This is a genomic window from Pseudomonas frederiksbergensis (assembly GCF_900105495.1).
Classification (GTDB): domain Bacteria; phylum Pseudomonadota; class Gammaproteobacteria; order Pseudomonadales; family Pseudomonadaceae; genus Aquipseudomonas; species Aquipseudomonas frederiksbergensis.
Genome location: NZ_FNTF01000002.1, coordinates 860,068 through 876,731, shown reverse-complemented (window position 1 = coordinate 876,731; position 16,664 = coordinate 860,068). Strand labels below are relative to the sequence as shown.

Here is a 16,664-nt window from a genome sequence, read left to right as displayed (position 1 = left end):
GAGGACGCAGGATGATTCCCAGGTTTTTACTCGCAGTCGCCACCGTGCTTCTGCTGGCCGCGTGTGCCAAGGATACGGTCAAACCCGAGGCCGCTGAGGCCGAGGCCGACACCGCGGCCGTCGAGTTGCACTTCCACGCCATCGCCAGCCTCAACCCCGGCACCAGCGGCCAACCGGCCCCGGTCCGGGTGCGCATTTTCGAACTGAAAAATGCCGCCACCTTCGGCCGTGCCGATTATTTCGCCTTGGCCGAACGGGCCCAGGCGACGCTCGGCGCAGACCTGATCGACCAGGACGAAGTGCTGGTCCAGCCCGGCCAGCAATTGAGCCTGCAACGCGACCTCGATCCGGCCACCCGCCACATCGGTGTGCTGGTGGGCTATCGCGAACTGGATCAGTCGTTGTGGCGCACGGTGATGAATGTCCCGCCGCGCCAATACACCGAATACCAGATCAGCCTCGATGTGCGCGCCGTGCGCAGCGCCGTCGTGGTTCCCCCATCCAGCCCTGCCCAATAAAGCAATCGGAGCTCCCATGTCCTGGAACAATCGCGTGGTCTGGTCAGAAGGCATGTTCATTGGAACGCAGCACTTCCAACAGCATGACCGTTACCTGGAAAACCTCATCGACGCCCGAAGCCGCCCGTTATCGGCCGGCGCCTGGGGTTTCTCCGAATTGCTGATCGATCAGGGCCTGTTGGCCCAGGGCAAACTGGCAATCATCTCGGCGCGGGGGCTGTTGCCGGACGGCACGCCCTTCAACATTCCCCAGGATGACCTGGCGCCGAGCCCACTGAATGTCGACGACAACCTGCGCGATGGCTTGGTGTACCTGGCCTTGCCGCTCAAGCGCGCCGGTGCCCGGGACACCGTTGATGACGGCGAAACCCTGGGCGCTGCGCGCTACGTGAGCCAGGTGCGCGAAGTACGGGACGACAACGCACCGTTCGAAAACCGTGCGCCAGTGGCCGTGGGTTCCAGGGCGCTGCGATTGTTGATTGCCGAGGATGGCATCAGCGACTACGCCGCCATCGGCCTGGTACGAATCAAGGAGAAACGCGCCGACCGCGCCCTGGTGCTCGACGACACTTACATCCCGCCGCTGCTGGATGTCTCCGCCGCCAAACCGCTGGCCGCGTTTCGCAGCGAACTGCTGGGCCTGCTGCACCAACGTGGCGAAGCCCTCGCCGGGCGGGTGGTGGCGTCCGGTGCCGGCGGTGCCTCGGAAATTGCCGACTTCATGCTGCTGCAACTGGTCAACCGCGCTCAGCCGTTGATTCAGCACTTGAGCCAGTTGAGTCCGTTGCACCCCGAGCGGTTCTACAGCGAACTGGTGAGCCTGGCCGGCGAGTTCTCGACCTTTACCGCTTCCGGGCGGCGACCGCAGGAATATCCGCAGTACCAGCACGATAACCTCGCGCTGAGTTTTGCGCCGGTGATGCAAGCCTTGCGTGAAGCGCTGTCGATGTTGATCGACAGCAAGGCCACGCCGATTCCGATTGTCGAAAAAGCCTACGGCGTGCATGTGGCGATGCTGGCCGACAAGACCCTGCTCGACAGCGCCAGCTTCATCCTGGTGGTGCGCGCCGACGTGCCCGCCGAAACCCTGCGCGGTCACTTCGGCCAACAGAGCAAGGTCGGCTCGGTGGAGCACATCCGCAACCTGGTCAACCTGCAATTGCCGGGCATTGGCCTGCTGCCGCTGCCGGTGGCACCACGGCAACTTCCTTATCACGCCGGCTCCACCTATTACGAACTGGACCGGGGCAGCGAGCATTGGCAGCAACTGGCCAACTCCGGCGGTTTTGCGTTCCACATCGCGGGGCAGTTCCCGGGGTTGAACCTGGCTTTCTGGGCGATCCGAGGATAAACCGCGATGAGCAACGACGATCGTACCCAGTTCATGCCGACCCCCGGTGGTCGTGGCGCCGACCCGGTCCGCCCGCAGGCGGGCCGTGCCCAGCCCGCGCCGCTTTCGATGCCGGCCGCGCCGCTTTTGACCGGCAAAGCCGAAGGTCTCAACCCCCTGGAGAGCGCCGCTGGCCCGCTGCTGGCTTTGCTGACCCGCTTGCGCAATACGATTGCCCACCCGGCGCCAGCGAGCCTGCGAGCGCAATTGTTGGCCTACCTGCGCCAGTTCGAGGAGCGCGCCGAGGCCGCCGGCGTGGTGCGCAACGATGTGTTGCTGGCCCGTTACGCCTTGTGCACCGCCCTCGATGAAGCGGTGTTGAGTACGCCGTGGGGCGGCACCAGCGACTGGGGCAAACAGAGCCTGCTGATCACCGTGCACAACGAAGCCTGGGGCGGCGAGAAGGTGTTCCAGCTGTTGGAACATTGCCTGCAAAGCCCCCGCGAACGTTTGTATCTGCTGGAGCTGTTGTACCTGTGCATGTGCCTGGGTTTCGAAGGGCGCTATCGGGTCATGATCGACGGTCGCAGCCAACTGGAAGCCTTGCGTGAGCGCACCAGCGCAGTCATCCGCAGCGCCCGTGGCGAATACGAGCGTGAACTCTCGCCCCATTGGCGCGGCGTCACCGTGGCCCGCGACCGGCTGGCGCAATTCATGCCGCCATGGATCGCTTTGGTCATCGGCGTGGCGCTGCTGCTGGCACTGCTGTTCGGTCTGCGTTTGAAACTGGCTGCCGATGCTGAGCCGGTGTTCAAGAACATCCATGCCCTCGGCGAGATCCCGGTGCAGGCCATCGACCGTCCGGTGGCGCAACCGAAACTGATCGAGCGTCCGCGTCTGGCAGGTTTCCTGGCCGATGAAATCAAGGCCGGTCGGGTAGCCGTGGAAGATGCCGTTGACCGTTCAGTGGTGACCATCCGTGGCGATGAGCTGTTCGCCTCGGGCAGCGCCAGCGTCGTCGACAATTTCCAGCCGCTGATGCTGCGCATCGCCGATGCCATTCGCAAGGTCAAGGGTCAGGTCCGGGTGACCGGTCACAGTGACAATCGCCGGATTGCCACCCTGCGGTTTCCATCGAACTGGGCCTTGTCCGAGGCTCGGGCCACCTCGGTGCTGCAAATCCTCTCGGCCAAGACCGGCCAGCCTGAGCGCTTCAGCGCCGAAGGCCGTAGCGACACCGAGCCACTGGCCTCGAACGCTACAGCAGAGGGCCGCGCACGCAATCGTCGGGTCGAAATCACAGTGTTGGCGGAGGGGGTCGAGTGAAGGCGTTTTTCAGTTTTATCATCCGCTGGGTCATCCCGCTGCTGGGGCTGATCGCCCTGAGCCTGATCATCTGGTTTATCGGGCCGCTGCTCGAATGGCTGGTGCCTGAAGGTCGGCGCTGGGCGCTGATCATTCTGGTGTTCGCGGTGTGGATTGCCTACCGGGTGTTTCGCATCATCCAGGCCCGCCGTCAGGCCGCCGAAGTGATGCGCAGCCTGGCGGCGCAAACCCCGCCGGACCCGACCAGCATCGCCACGGCCGAAGAGCTTGAAACCCTGCGCCAGCGCATGGACGAAGCCTTGACGCTGTTGAAGAAAGCCAAGCTGGGCGGTGACGAGCGACGCAATCTCTACGAACTGCCGTGGTACGTGATCATCGGCCCGCCGGGTTCGGGCAAGACCACGGCGCTGGTCAACTCCGGGCTGCACTTTCCGTTGGCGGCGCAGTTGGGCGCCGGGGCGGTACGCGGCGTCGGTGGCACGCGCAATTGCGATTGGTGGTTCACCGATCAGGCCGTGCTGCTCGACACGGCCGGGCGCTACACCACCCAGGACAGCGATGCGACGGTGGATAAAGCCGCATGGCTGGGCTTTCTCGGCCTGTTGAAAAAACAGCGGCCCCGACGCCCGATTGACGGCGCGTTTATCGCCATCAGCCTTTCCGATCTGCTGCTGGGCAGCGACGCCGAGCGCGCCGCCCATGCCGCCGCGATCCGCCTGCGAATCCAGGAGCTTTACACGCAACTGGGCGTACGTTTTCCGATCTACCTGATGCTGACCAAACTCGATCTGGTGCCGGGGTTCATGGAGTATTTCGATACCCTGAGCAAGGAAGAGCGGACTCAGGTCTGGGGCACGACCTTTGCCCTGGACGACGGTAAGAGCAATGACAGCCCGCTGGCCCATCTGCAAAGCGAATTCGCCGGCCTGGAGCAGCGCCTCAACGATCGTTTGGTGGAACGTTTGCAACAGGAACGCGACCCGACGCGGCGCGATCTGATCTACGGCTTCCCGCAGCAGTTCGGCGCGTTGAAGGATTGCCTGCAAAGCTTCCTTGAGGGCGTATTCAAACCCAACGCCTTTGAAGAGCGAGTGCTGTTGCGCGGGGTGTATTTCACCAGCGGTACCCAGGAAGGCAGCCCGATTGACCGCCTGATCGGTTCCATGGCCCAGAGCATGAACCTGGACCGCCAGCACCTGGCGCGCCAGAACGGCACCGGACGCAGTTACTTCATCGAAAAACTCTTCAGCGCCGTGGCCTTCGCCGAGCGTGGGCTGGTGGGGGTCAACCCGAAAGTCGAACGTCGGCGCAAGTGGATTGCCCGGGGCGTGCTGGCGTCGACCGTGGCCCTGGTGCTGGTGGTCGGGACCTTGTGGTGGGTCAGCTACCGCGCCAACCAGGCGTATATCGCGCAAGTCGATCAGAAAGTCGCACCCCTGGGCCAGGCCGTGCAAAACCTCAGCCCGGCGCAACGGGACGTGCTTGCGGTGTTGCCGTTGCTCAACGCGGTGAAGCATCTGGCCGGCGACGCACCGAACTGGGCCGAAGGCCTGGGCCTGTATCAGGGCGACATGCTTGAAGCCGAGTCCGGCAGCGTCTATCGCAAGCTGTTGATCGCGGTCTTCGCGCCACGCTTGCTCACGCGCATCGAAGAGCAACTGCACGGCGGCGGCAACTCGGACTTCCTTTACGAAGGCTTGAAGGCCTACCTGATGCTCGCCGACGGCGAGCATTACGATGCCGACTTCATCAAGGCGTGGATCGCCCTCGACTGGGACCGCAGCCTGCCGCGCGACTTGCCGGCCGAGCAGCGTCTGGCCCTGGCAGAGCACTTGCGGGCGCTGTTCGAGCGCCATCCGCCCACCGCACGTCTGGACCCGCGCCTGATCGATGACCTGCGCCGACAGTTGCAACAACTGCCGGTGGCCCAGCGTGTCTATGACCGGGTCAAGCGGCAGAAACTGCCGGACGGCATTCCGGATTTTCGTATCAACGAAGCGGCCGGGCGCGATGCCGCGCTGGTGTTCAGCCGCAAGAGCGGCAAGCCGCTGGGCGAACCCTTGAGCGGCTTCTTCACGGCCAAGGGTTACCGCCAAGGGTTTTTGCTCACCAGCCTGAACCAGACCGGCACCTTGGCCGAGGAGCAGTGGGTGCTCGGTCGCGACCAGGCAGAACAGCAGAACGTCGCCAGCCTGGCCGCCGATGTGCGACGCCTGTATTTCCAGGATTACCAGCGTCAGTGGGACGCCTTGCTGGCGGATATCGACTTTGTGCCGATCACCAGCGTGGCCCAGGCCGCCGATGTGTTGCGGGTGATTTCCAGCCCGACCTCGCCATTGAAAAAACTGCTGGTGGCGGTGGCGAAGGAAACCGATCTGCAACAGGAAGAACGCCTGCTGGCCGCCAAGGGTGCGCCGGTGGAAGGCGGGGTCGACAAGCTCAAGGAGCGCTTGGGCAGCTTGCTCGGCCAGGAGCAGGCGAGGCAAAACACAGCTGAGGCGAGTGAAGATCCAATCACCGCGCATTTTGCCGAGCTCAACCGCATCGTCAGCAAAAACGAAGGCGAGCCGGCGGCCATCGACGGCCTGCTGGCCGACATGAACGCCCTGTACGTGCAGGTCAGCGCCATGGTCGGCGCCAGCGGCGATGCCTTGCTCGGCGAAGCCAAGAACCAGGCCGTAGCCGCTGCGACACGGGTCAGCCTCAATGCCGAACGTCAGCCGCCGCTGGTGCAGGGGCTGGTCAAGTCGGTGGTCAACTCCACCACCAACAGCATGATGGGCGGGGTACGCAATCAACTGAATGCAGCCTGGACCAGCGAAGTGGTGAACATCTATCGCCAGTCCCTGGCCGGGCGTTATCCGATGTCGCCGGGCAGTGCGCGGGACGCGACGCTCGACGACTTCGGCCAGTTCTTCGGTGTGGGCGGGGTGATGGACAACTACTTCCGCAAATACCTGCAACCGTATGTGGATACCTCGACCCAGGCCTGGCGCTGGCAACCGGGCGCCGCGCAGAAGCTCGGTATTGCCCCTGGCGTGCTGCAAACCTTCCAGCGGGCAGCGACCATCCGGGATGCATTTTTCCGTTCCGGCGGCACCCAGCCGATGGTGCGCTTCGAACTCAAGCCAGTGACGATGGACGCCACTGTCACCCAGTTTTTGCTCGACCTCGATGGCCAGCAATTGAGCTACGACCACGGTCCGAGCCGCCCGACCTCCATGCAATGGCCCAACCCCGGCAGCATCGGCGTGGTGCGGATCTCGATCATGCCGCCTTCGGCCAACGGTCGTTCCGGCATCACCCTGGACGGGCCATGGGCGTGGTTTCGCCTGCTGGAGCAATCGGACCTGACGGCCGGCAATTCGCCGGATCGCTTCAACCTGCGACTGCGGGTCGACGGTGCCAGCGCCTCTTATGAACTGCGGGCCAACAGCGCCTTCAACCCGTTCAAGAGCCGTGTGCTCAGTGGTTTCAGCTTGCCGGAGCGGTTATGAACACGCCGGGCTTCTATGGAAAGTTGGCCAGTCGCGGGGACTTTGTCAGCCGAGGCTTGCCGCAGAGTTTTATCGGCCCTTGGGATTCGTGGCTGGCGGCGGGCCTGCTCGCCAGCCAGACCAGCCTCGGTGACCGTTGGCTGGATGCCTATCTGGTCAGCCCGCTTTGGCGCTTTATGGTCGGGCCCGGTGTATGTGGGCCGCAGGCCGCCGTTGGGGTGGTGATGCCGAGCATCGATCGGGTTGGCCGGTATTTTCCGCTGACCGTCGCGGTGCTGCTGGACCACGATGCTGATCCGGCATCGCTGGTGGGCGGTTCGGATATCTGGTTTGAACAGGTTGAGCAATTGCTGTTGAGCACGTTGAGCGTGGAGGCGAGCTTCGAAGCCTTCGGCGCGGCGTTGGAAGCACTGGGTAGCCCGGCGTGCCTGCCGCGCACGCCAAGCAGCCGTTTTGCCGGCCTGCATCGCTTCGATGCCACCGATTCGAAGGCGCGAATGAGCGCACTTGCCGAACAGGCCTGCGAAGGCTCAAGCCTGTGGTGGGGCCAGGGTTCGGAGCGTATCGCCCCCGCTTTATTACGGTGTCAGGGCCTGCCTGTCGCCGCCGATTTTGCGCAATTTTTGCTCGGCCAAGAAGGTGTTGCGTAGATGCGTCCAAGCGCTGGAAAGACGTTCAAGTCTGCAAGCAAGAGCCACGTCGGTATGGTCCGCCAGGTTAATGAAGATGCTTATCTGGACTTGCCGGAAAACGGCCTGTGGGTGGTCGCCGATGGCATGGGCGGGCACGCGGCGGGCGATTACGTCAGCAGTCTGATCGTCGACAGCCTGCGCCGTATTGGCGTGGGTCGTTCGCTGGATGAATACGTCGCGGCGCTGCAAACCGACCTGCTGCGAGTCAACGCCGCCGTGCGCGAAGAAACCGCCCATCGTGGCGTGATCATGATGGGCAGCACGGTGGTGGTGCTGGCCACGCGCGACTTGCGCGGGGTATGCCTGTGGGCGGGTGACAGCCGCTTGTATCGCCTGCGTGACGGCCTGCTCGAAAGCATCTCGCGGGACCACAGTTACGTTCAGGATTTGCAGGACAGCGGCCTGCTCAGCGAAGCCGAAGCCCGGGTGCATCCACGGGCCAATATTGTCACCCGCGCCATCGGGGTCGAGGCGCAACTGGAGCTGACGATGGTCGAGCTGCTGTTGATGCCCGGCGACAGTTACCTGTTGTGCAGCGACGGCCTGAACAAGACCGTCGAAGACCATGAAATCACCGAGGTGCTGAGCCACGACGAGCCCGGGGAAATCGCCAGCAGCCTGGTGTCCCTGAGCCTGATGCGCGGCGCTCCGGACAACATCACCGTCATCGTCGTGAAGGTGCCTTCATGATCCCCACCGCGAACATTCTGATCCCCGGCTACGACATCGGCGACGAGATCGGCGAAGGCGCCATGGCCAGCGTTTACCTGGCGACCCAGCGCTCGCTGGAGCGCAAGGTGGCGCTGAAGGTCATGGCTGCCGCACTGGCGGCCGACCCGAGCTTCTGCGAGCGCTTCCTGCGTGAAGGCAAAACCCTGGCGCGCCTGTCTCACCCGCATACGGTCACTATCCATGACATCGGCAATGTCGGTGAGCTGTATTACATGGCCATGGAATACCTGCCCAACGGGACGCTGAAGGAGCGCATCGCTGGCGGCCTGACGCCGGAGCAGGGCCTGATCTACATCCGCCAGATCGCTTCGGCCCTGGGTTATGCCCATGGGCTGGGGCTGGTTCATCGCGACGTCAAACCGGCGAACATTCTGTTCCGTGCCGATGGCACGGCGGTGCTCTCGGACTTCGGCATCGCCAAGTCCCTGGACGACCGCACCCAATTCACCCAGGCCGGTTTCGCCGTCGGCACGCCCAGCTACATGAGCCCGGAACAGGCGCGCGGCCAGGACATTGACGGCCGGGCCGACCTGTATGCGCTGGGCGTGGTGCTCTACGAAATCCTCGTCGGCAAGCTGCCGTACACCGGCAACGACGCGCTCTCCACGGCCCTGGCGCATTTGACCGAACCGTTGCCGGAACTGCCGGAGCACCACGGTCGTTATCAGGACGTGCTGCGAAAGCTGTTGGCCAAGGACCCGGCGGAGCGGTTTGCGGACGCGGCAGCGCTGTTGCAGGCGCTGGATACTCTGCCCAAGGCATCGGTTGAAGCTGAAGCGACCTTGATCCAGCCATTGGCGATTCCGCTGTCGCTGAAATCGACCGGCGATGACCTGGCGGGATTGACGCCGGTGTCCATCGACATACCCAGCGGCCCCGCGCAGCCACAACCTCGGTCCAATCCTGTTGCGCCGACTGTGAAGCCGACGCCGTCGTCCACGGTCTCGGCGCAGCGAAAGGGGCCGGTGTTCGCACTCGCTGCCGTCGCGGTGGCCGTGGCGCTGGCCTTGGGCGGCGCGGGTTATTGGTGGCTGTCCGGTGACGGCGAAGCCGACGCCAAGGTGCCGGTGGTTTCAGCACCGCCGGCCAGTGCGCCGCCGACCGTTGCGCCCCCCGTAAAGCCCCCTGTGGCGGCGGAGGTCGATGGCGGTCAACGTCCGCTGCTGATGGCCGGCAAAAAAACCTTGTTCCAGCGGGTACTCAGCAAGCCGGGGGCGAAGCTCGCCAGCGAAGCGGGGGCCGCGCCAGGCAAGGCGTTGCCGGCGTTTTCCGTGCTTTACGTCTATCAGCGCAAAGAGGTTGATGGCAGCCCTTGGCTGCGTGTCGGCGCCGCCACCGACGGGCGCAGTGACGGCTGGTTGCCGGCCGCGCAAGTCAGCGACTGGAAGCAGAGCCTGGTGCTCAAGTTCACCGAACGCTCCGGCCGTGCGCCGGTGATGTTCCTGCGTCAGCCTGGCGATGTAGAGAAGCTGCTGGCCGATCCGTCGGCGGCGAAAAACCTGCTGCTCAAGACCCAGCAGAACCATGAGGACAATCAACGGGTGTTGGCCCTGGAACCGGCGGCCAGCGCGGTGCCGCAGAACCAGTTTTACCTGTTGCCGATCTTCGATTCGCGCGAGAGCTTCGATGAAAACGGCCAGCCGGTGCAGTTGCTGAACGTGGCGTCCATCGATCCCGGTAATGCACCGAAGGCTGCCGCCAACAACACGCCGATCACGACCGCTAACGCCGACGCGTTCCGCACCGCCGTGGTGTTGGTCGTGGACACCACCGTGTCCATGCAGCCCTACATCGATCAGGTACGCGATGTCGTGCACGAACTGCAAACCCGCATTGCCGAGCGTGGCGAGTTGGGCAGCGTCAGCTTCGGCCTGGTGGGCTTTCGCAGCAGCACCCAGAAAACCCCGGGCCTGGAATACGTCGCCAAAACCCTGATCACCCTGGAACAGGGCCGCGACCCGCAGCGCTTCATGGACCTGGCGCGGCAGGTCAAGGCGTCTACGGTGTCCAGCCATTCGTTCAACGAAGATGCGTTTGCCGGTGTGATGGAAGCGGTCGAGGGCATGGACTGGTCCGGCTATGGCGGGCGCTTGATCCTGTTGGTCACCGATGCCGGTGCCTTGCGCAAGAACGACCCCTATGCCGCAACGCAAATGAACGAAGCCGAAGTGCGCCAAGCCGCGCTGGGCAAGCAGATCAAGATCTACGCCTTGCACCTGCTCAGCGATGCCGGCAAGAAAACCCACGGTGGTGCGCAAAGCCAGTACCGCACCCTGACCGCCGACGCCAATCCGCAGATCGGCGACTTGTACATTCCGGTGCCGGGCGCTGATGTGCGCAAGTTCGGGCAGCGGGTGGACGAGATCGGTTCGGTGTTTGCCGACCTGGTGCATCAGGTGCGCAGCGACAAGCCGCAAGCCGTGCCGCTGCTGAGCGCTGCGCCGAGCCTGAGCGACAAATCGGCGGCCGTCGGCTACGCGATGCACATGGACTTCCTGGGGCGCAAAGCCGCCAGCCAGGCGCCGCAACTGGTCAGCGCCTGGACCGCCGACCGCGACCTGACCAACCCGGCACTGCCGGCGTTCCAGGTGTGCGTGATGCTGACCAAATTGCAGCTCAACGACTTGCAGCAATCGCTGAAACTGATCGTCGATGCCGCCCGCAAGACCCAGAGCTCGCCGAAGAATTTCTTCCAGGAAATCGCCAGCGCCAGCGCCTACATGAGCCGCGATCCTTCGGCTTTGCGCAAGGGCGGCAACCTGGCCAATGGCGGGGTTCTGGGTGAGTACCTGGAAGGGCTGCCCTATCGCAGCAAGTCGTTGAGCATGACCCAGGACTTGTGGCTTTCGTTGAGCGTGGCCGAGCAGGAAGACTTTATCGACGAGCTGGATTCGAAAATCCGCCTCTACGAAACCTTCCACAACGACTTGGCCAACTGGGTGCGTTTCGGCGATGCCGAACCGGGTGATGCCTTGTACCGCGTTCCGTTGTCGACGCTGCCGTGATGTTGAACATGAGTGCCGTGTACAAAAACCGGGGCGCCGGCAGCCAACGCTACAGCCTGGTGATTCCACGGCTGCAACTGCGTGCCGGTGAACAACTGGCGGTGGTCGGTCCCAGTGGCTGTGGCAAAAGCACATTGCTGGATTTGCTGGCGCTGGTGCTGGCTCCGGATCAGGCCGGGCAGTTTGATTTTGCGCCCGACCAAACCAGAACGGACATCGCCGGGCTGTGGCGTGCAGAGGCTCAAAGTGCCTTGGCGGACCTGCGTCGCCGGCACTTGGGCTACGTGCTGCAAACCGGTGGCCTGCTGGATTTTCTGGACGTGCGCGGCAACATCGACCTGTCGCGCAAACTGCTCGGTTTGAAAGACGACGGCAGCGTGGATCGCCTGGCCGGGGCGTTGGATATCGTCGAGCAACTGGGCAAAAAACCTGGCGACTTGTCCGTCGGCCAACGGCAACGGGTCAGCTGCGCCCGCGCCCTGGCCCACGGGCCGCGTCTGCTGCTGGCCGATGAGCCGACCGCCGCCCTCGATCCGCTGAACGCCGAGCGGGTGATGCAGTTGCTGGTGACCCAGGCCCGCGAACACGGCGTGTGCTGCGTCGTCGCCACCCACGATGAGTCGCTGGCCCGCGCCAGCGGTTTGCAGGTGCGGCGCATCAGTTGTCGTCGCGACGTCGATGGCGGTGTCACCGCCACCCTCGGGGAGGCCTGCTGATGCGCGCGCTGGTGGCTTCCCTGGCCTGGCAGGATTACCGCAACGATGCGTGGCTGTCGGCCTGTTCGGTTCTGGCGCTGGTGGCAGTGGTCGCGCCGTTGCTGGTGCTGTTCGGCTTGAAATTCGGCCTGGTCAGCAGCTTGACCGAGCGCCTGGAAAACGACCCGGCCACTCGGGAAGTCATCCCCTTGGGTGGCGGCCGGTTCAGTGCTGCGTTTATCGAACAATTGAACCAGCGCGGCGACGTGGCTTTCGCCTTGCCGCGCACCCGGCAGATTGCCGCGACGGCGGATCTGAGCGCTGGTGCTGCGACGGTAACCGTCGAAATGATCCCCACCGCCGCCAACGATCCCTTGCTCGGCAATCTGCCGGTGCCCCAAGGGCTGGATCAGGTGCTGCTCAGCCAGACCGCCGCCGAAAAGCTCGGGGCCAAGGCCGGTGATTGGCTGCAGGCCAGCGTCGGCCGGCAAGTAGCCGGTCGTGGCGAGGCGCAGCGCACGCGCGTTCAGGTGCTGCGCGTACTGCCGCTGGAAGCCTTCGCCCGGGACGGGGTGTTCGCACCGTTGGCCTTGCTCGAAGCGGCTGAAGATTACCGGGACGGTCGCGCCGTGCCTGCGCTCGGCTGGCCAGGTGATGCGGTGGGCGTGACAGAGCAGCGGGTGTACCCGGCGTTTCGTCTGTACGCCCGGCGTCTCACGGATGTCGAGCCGCTACGCCAGTATTTCGCTGCGCACAACCTGCTGGTCTCGACCCAGGCCCAGACCATCGCCCAGGTGCAATCGCTGAGCCGCAACCTGTCGATCGTGTTCTGGATCATCGCCGCATTGGCCTTGGCGGGAGCGTTCGCGGCGATTTTTGCCGGCGCGTTGGCGGCGGTCGAGCGCAAGCGTAGAGAGTTGTCGGTGCTGCGCCTGCTGGGGTTTTCCACGGCGGCGTTGCTTTTGTTTGTGGTGTTGCAGGCGCTGTACAGCGCCGGCCTTGCCGCCCTGTTGAGCGCCGGGCTGTATGGCCTGGCGCAATCGGGCCTGAACCATTTATTTGTGCAGATGCCAGGCGAGTACGCCAGCCATCTGCTGGCGCGTCACTACGCGTTGGCCCTGGTGGCCGTGCTCGGCGTCAGCGCCGTGGCAGCGGCCTGTGGTGGCTGGCGAGTGGCGCGTATCCAGGCATGTGAAGGAATTCGAGATGTATAAGTTACTGGGCGCCGCCGTGGCGCTGAGCCTGGCCAGCATGGTCTGGGCTGATGAAAGCACCGACAAACTGGACAATCCCAAGCCGTTGCCCGATGACGTCAGCCTGCCGCTGCCGTGCGAAGGGCAGATGGTGTTCCGCTACGTCTACATCCTGGCGCAAGGCACGCTGGACGACCGCGAGATCAGCCTCGGCTATCCCTTCAGCGAGGGCGAGGCCGGTTATCAACAGTCGTTCATCTCCGGTTACCGTCGGGACTTTATCAACGGCCAGTTCACCCTCAAAGATCTGCCCAAGGATTGGGGCAAGACCATTACGCCGTTGATGCCCAAGACGGACGCCAAGACCCCGCTCAAACCGATGCTCTATTTCATCGGCAAATACGAAGTCACCGCCCGCCAATACGCCCAGGTCATGGCCCAGGCGCAATCGCTGGCCAGCGGCGAGCCGGCGCCGGCCTGCGAGGCCTTGCAAGCCGAGGCACCGCAAGGCATGGCCGGGCGTTTGCCCAAGGTGAAATTGTCGCGCTTCGAGGCCGAACGCTTCTCGGCGGTGTACAGCGCCTGGCTGATGAAATACCACAAGGAGCTGCTACCAGTGAGCGGTCGTGGTACCTCGGCGGAGGAGGGCGGGCTGGGTTTTGTGCGCTTGCCGACCGAGGTCGAATGGGAATTCGCTGCCCGTGGCGGGCAGGCCATCAGTCGTCAGGATTTGGAAGGGCGGCTGTTTCCCCGTCGTCTGGAGGGCAGCGAAAGCGACGGCCCGCTGGCCGATTGGGCAGTCTTCAACCAGGTCGCTGGCGGCACCGGCCAGGCTGCGCGCCTGATGCCGATCGGTACCAAGCTGCCCAACCCCATCGGCCTGTTCGACGTGATCGGCAACGCCGCCGAGATGGTCCAGGAATCCTTCCAACTCGTGCACGCCGGACGCCGCCAGGGCACCTATGGCGGTTTCGTGGTCAAGGGCGGCAACTACCTGGAAGGCGAGGGCACCTTGTTCACCGGGATGCGTCGCGAGTACCCGCTGTTCGCCGCCGACGGCACCGAGCAAAGCAACGAAACCACCGGGTTCCGGGTGGCGATTGGCGCGTTGTCGGCGCCACGTTCGCGCTACAAGGAACTGTTTGCCCAATGGCAGAAAGAAGGTCGGCTGGCTTCGCTGACCGATGCCATCGACGACGCCCAGGACCCGACCAAACGCCTGGACAGCATCATTGCCGCCAGCGTCGATCCGCGCCTGCAAGCCGAGTTGGGGCTGGTCAACGAAGAGCTCAAGCGCAACGTCTCGCTCATCGCCCAGCAGCGCGAGGAAGCGGCCGGCAACCTGATCCAGTCGGCGGCCCTGGTGGCCGAAACCGTCAACAACTACAACATTCGCCTGACCAATTTGCACAAGAGTCGCCAACAGGCCTTGGACGCCAAGGACGAGGCCAGCGCCAAGCTGTTCGCTACTGCCATCGACAATGGCCGCAGCGCGCTGGACGGCGCGGTGGCGATCTACATCGACAACCTGGCGACCGGCACGCGCTACACCGATGCCGTGATCCAGGCGCAGTTTCAACGCATCAAGGAAGAGTTGGAGCGCAAGCCGGTACTGGGCAAAAGCCTGGTCACGCGCGCAACGTTATTCGTTCGCCATGTCGGTGATTATCGTCAGCAACGACGAGCCGACCCGGCGGCGATATTGAAGGAACTGCTCGCATCGAACGCTCAGCGATCTTGATCGTTCGTTGTACAGCGAGCTTGGAAGGGACTCAGGCGGCGGTGGGCCGTGCTGAGCTAGTCAAACTTAAAAGAGAACACAACCATGCTTTCCTCCCGTAAAACAATTGCTTCGCTTTCCAAGCGTCATCTGCTGCTGATGGCCGTTGGCTTCAGCACCGTACTGACCGGTTGCGCCACGTCGCCGACCTCCAAGGTCGCCTCGAGCACCAAGGTCGAGTACTACCCTAACTGCTACGAGCCGGTGCAGCACCTGCGTGCCACCGATTCGAACATGACCAAGTCGGTCGTCACCGGCGCGGCTGTCGGCGCTGTCGGCGGTGCCCTGCTGGGCGCCCTGGTCGATTCCGAGAACCGTGGCCGCAACGCCGCCATCGGTGCAGCGGGCGGTGCCGTGGCGGGTGGCGCGGCCGGTTACTACACCGAGCGCCAGAAGCAGATCACGGATGACAACCAGCGCATCGCCTCCTACGCCACCGACGTCAACAAAAGCGCTGCCGACATCGATCGCAGCACGGCGTACGCCAAGACTTCGCAACAGTGCTACCAGAACGCATTTACCAAACTGGTCGCCGACCGCAAGGCCAAGACTGTCAGCGACACCGAAGGCCGCAAGCGTCTGGTAGAAATCGTCGCGGGCCTCAAGGAGTCCAACGACCTGATCGTCGCGGTAAACGGTAAAGCCAGCGAAGACCTGAACAACTACACCCAGGCCTACGAAAAAGACCTGCAGCAAGTAGGCGTGCAGCGCACTGACGTGGTCACCGTGGCAACTGCCGACACCACGCCGGTCGTGGCACCGACCAAGAGCAAAAAAGCGGTGAAACCGGCGAAAAAACCGGTGCTGCCAGCCGTGCCGAAAGAAGCGGTCACCACCGAGAAAACCCTGCAGACCGCAAAAGCCAAACAGGCTGAAAGCAAGCAGGTCGCCAGCGCCGGCACCACTCAGGTCAACAGCATGTGCAAAAACCCGGACCTGGGCGACTGGGCACCGGTGCCTTGCCCGAATGTTTGATTGAGTTTTCTGTAGGCCTTCAGGCATTCCCACGCGCTACGCGTGGGGGTGCTTTGTACGGGCGACCCCTTGGCGCCGTGCCGAGAAAAACCCCGATGGGTGGGACACACTCATCGGGGTTTTTTACTGCTTGGCGAGTCAGCAGGTTCGACTTTGCTGCTTGGCAAGTATGGCCGCCATTTCCGGCTCATCCAGATGATCCAGCATTCGCTCCACCAACAAATGCACCCCATCGGCCATGCGGCTGAGTGCCAGGGCTACGGATCGGCGTGAGCCGTCCACATCGTCGGCGAGGTTGGCGGCGATGGCGCTGATGGACAGCAAATCTTCCGAGGCATTGGCGAGAAGGGTTTCAGGGTTGATGCCCGGGCTGACGCTGAAGAGCTGGCCGTTGCGTTTTGATGGTTTCTTTTCAGTGGGTGGGAAGTGATGGTCGAGGGCGCGCTCGGCGGCTTCGTGGAGCTTGTTCGAATCGAGTGATTCGTAGGGCGATGCCGGATCGGTTTCCGGCGGATTTGGAGTTACCTTGAACATGTCTTAGCTCTCTCTTGAGTGAGGCTGCAACCAGTTCGCGACTAAACGAAAGGGAGGCAGCTGTGCACAGGTTAGTCGACCGATGAGCCAAGAAATCGGCGCGCCGAAGCGCCCTGCGCACAGCCACCATCAAGTACAGGTAAGAGATACCTGAATGATAGAGACATCGTGCGTCTTGACATCGACGGGCGACTAAACCCGACCACTGATAGGCAGTGGCAGGGAAACGATAGAGGCCAAGGCTAAGGCGCACAAGCCGGCGGATTCTGGCGTAGCCGTAGGCAATGACGCAAGGTGTTGTAGCTTGCAGGAAGTAACCTTGAGCCGTTTTAAACAAGCGCTGTCGATCGGTGTTTAACAATCGGAAATGCTGGCAAGAAACGATAT

12 protein-coding genes are annotated in these 16,664 nt (G+C 63.5%); 11 read left to right on the top strand and 1 reads right to left on the bottom strand.

The window, feature by feature from the left end; genetic code table 11:
- The first annotated feature begins 11 nt into the window (after positions 1–11).
- The 11 genes from tssJ to tagQ all read left to right on the top strand — a co-directional run bounded on the left by tssJ (position 12) and on the right by tagQ (position 15,743).
- Entirely contained in the window at positions 12–518 is a 507-nt protein-coding gene (gene tssJ / locus BLW70_RS04680; RefSeq protein ID WP_074872044.1) for a type VI secretion system lipoprotein TssJ, read from the top strand.
- 16 nt (positions 519–534) lie between these two features.
- Positions 535–1,869, top strand: a complete 1,335-nt coding sequence (gene tssK, locus BLW70_RS04675) for a type VI secretion system baseplate subunit TssK (protein ID WP_074872042.1) — start codon at positions 535–537, stop codon at positions 1,867–1,869.
- 6 nt (positions 1,870–1,875) lie between these two features.
- Entirely contained in the window at positions 1,876–3,174 is a 1,299-nt protein-coding gene (locus BLW70_RS04670) for a DotU family type VI secretion system protein (protein ID WP_074872040.1), read from the top strand.
- Positions 3,171–6,671, top strand: coding sequence for a type VI secretion system membrane subunit TssM (gene tssM / locus BLW70_RS04665; protein ID WP_074872038.1), 3,501 nt, complete (start codon positions 3,171–3,173; stop codon positions 6,669–6,671). The genes BLW70_RS04670 and tssM overlap by 4 nt, the downstream gene beginning before the upstream one ends.
- Complete coding sequence (gene tagF / locus BLW70_RS04660; RefSeq protein ID WP_074872035.1) at positions 6,668–7,321, top strand: type VI secretion system-associated protein TagF; 654 nt, start codon at positions 6,668–6,670, stop codon at positions 7,319–7,321. The genes tssM and tagF overlap by 4 nt, the downstream gene beginning before the upstream one ends.
- Positions 7,322–8,053: a PP2C family protein-serine/threonine phosphatase gene (locus tag BLW70_RS04655; RefSeq protein WP_074872033.1), complete on the top strand. Its 732-nt coding sequence runs from the start codon at positions 7,322–7,324 to the stop codon at positions 8,051–8,053.
- Positions 8,050–11,100, top strand: coding sequence for a serine/threonine-protein kinase (locus BLW70_RS04650; protein WP_074872031.1), 3,051 nt, complete (start codon positions 8,050–8,052; stop codon positions 11,098–11,100). The genes BLW70_RS04655 and BLW70_RS04650 overlap by 4 nt, the downstream gene beginning before the upstream one ends.
- Entirely contained in the window at positions 11,100–11,816 is a 717-nt protein-coding gene (locus BLW70_RS04645; protein WP_074872030.1) for an ABC transporter ATP-binding protein, read from the top strand. The genes BLW70_RS04650 and BLW70_RS04645 overlap by 1 nt, the downstream gene beginning before the upstream one ends.
- Positions 11,816–13,009 (top strand): ABC transporter permease, encoded by a 1,194-nt coding sequence (locus BLW70_RS04640; protein ID WP_074872029.1) that lies wholly within the window; start codon positions 11,816–11,818, stop codon positions 13,007–13,009. The genes BLW70_RS04645 and BLW70_RS04640 overlap by 1 nt, the downstream gene beginning before the upstream one ends.
- The gene (locus tag BLW70_RS04635; RefSeq protein ID WP_074872027.1) at positions 13,002–14,729 is read left to right on the top strand and encodes a formylglycine-generating enzyme family protein; all 1,728 of its coding nucleotides are present in this window, start codon (positions 13,002–13,004) and stop codon (positions 14,727–14,729) included. The genes BLW70_RS04640 and BLW70_RS04635 overlap by 8 nt, the downstream gene beginning before the upstream one ends.
- Positions 14,730–14,813: 84 nt before the next feature.
- Complete coding sequence (gene tagQ, locus BLW70_RS04630; protein ID WP_074872025.1) at positions 14,814–15,743, top strand: type VI secretion system-associated lipoprotein TagQ; 930 nt, start codon at positions 14,814–14,816, stop codon at positions 15,741–15,743.
- A 138-nt stretch (positions 15,744–15,881) separates the two neighbouring features.
- On the opposite strand, the gene BLW70_RS04625 is transcribed toward tagQ, so the two are convergent.
- Entirely contained in the window at positions 15,882–16,277 is a 396-nt protein-coding gene (locus tag BLW70_RS04625; protein WP_074872023.1) for a DUF6124 family protein, read from the bottom strand.
- Between the last annotated feature and the right edge of the window lie 387 nt (positions 16,278–16,664).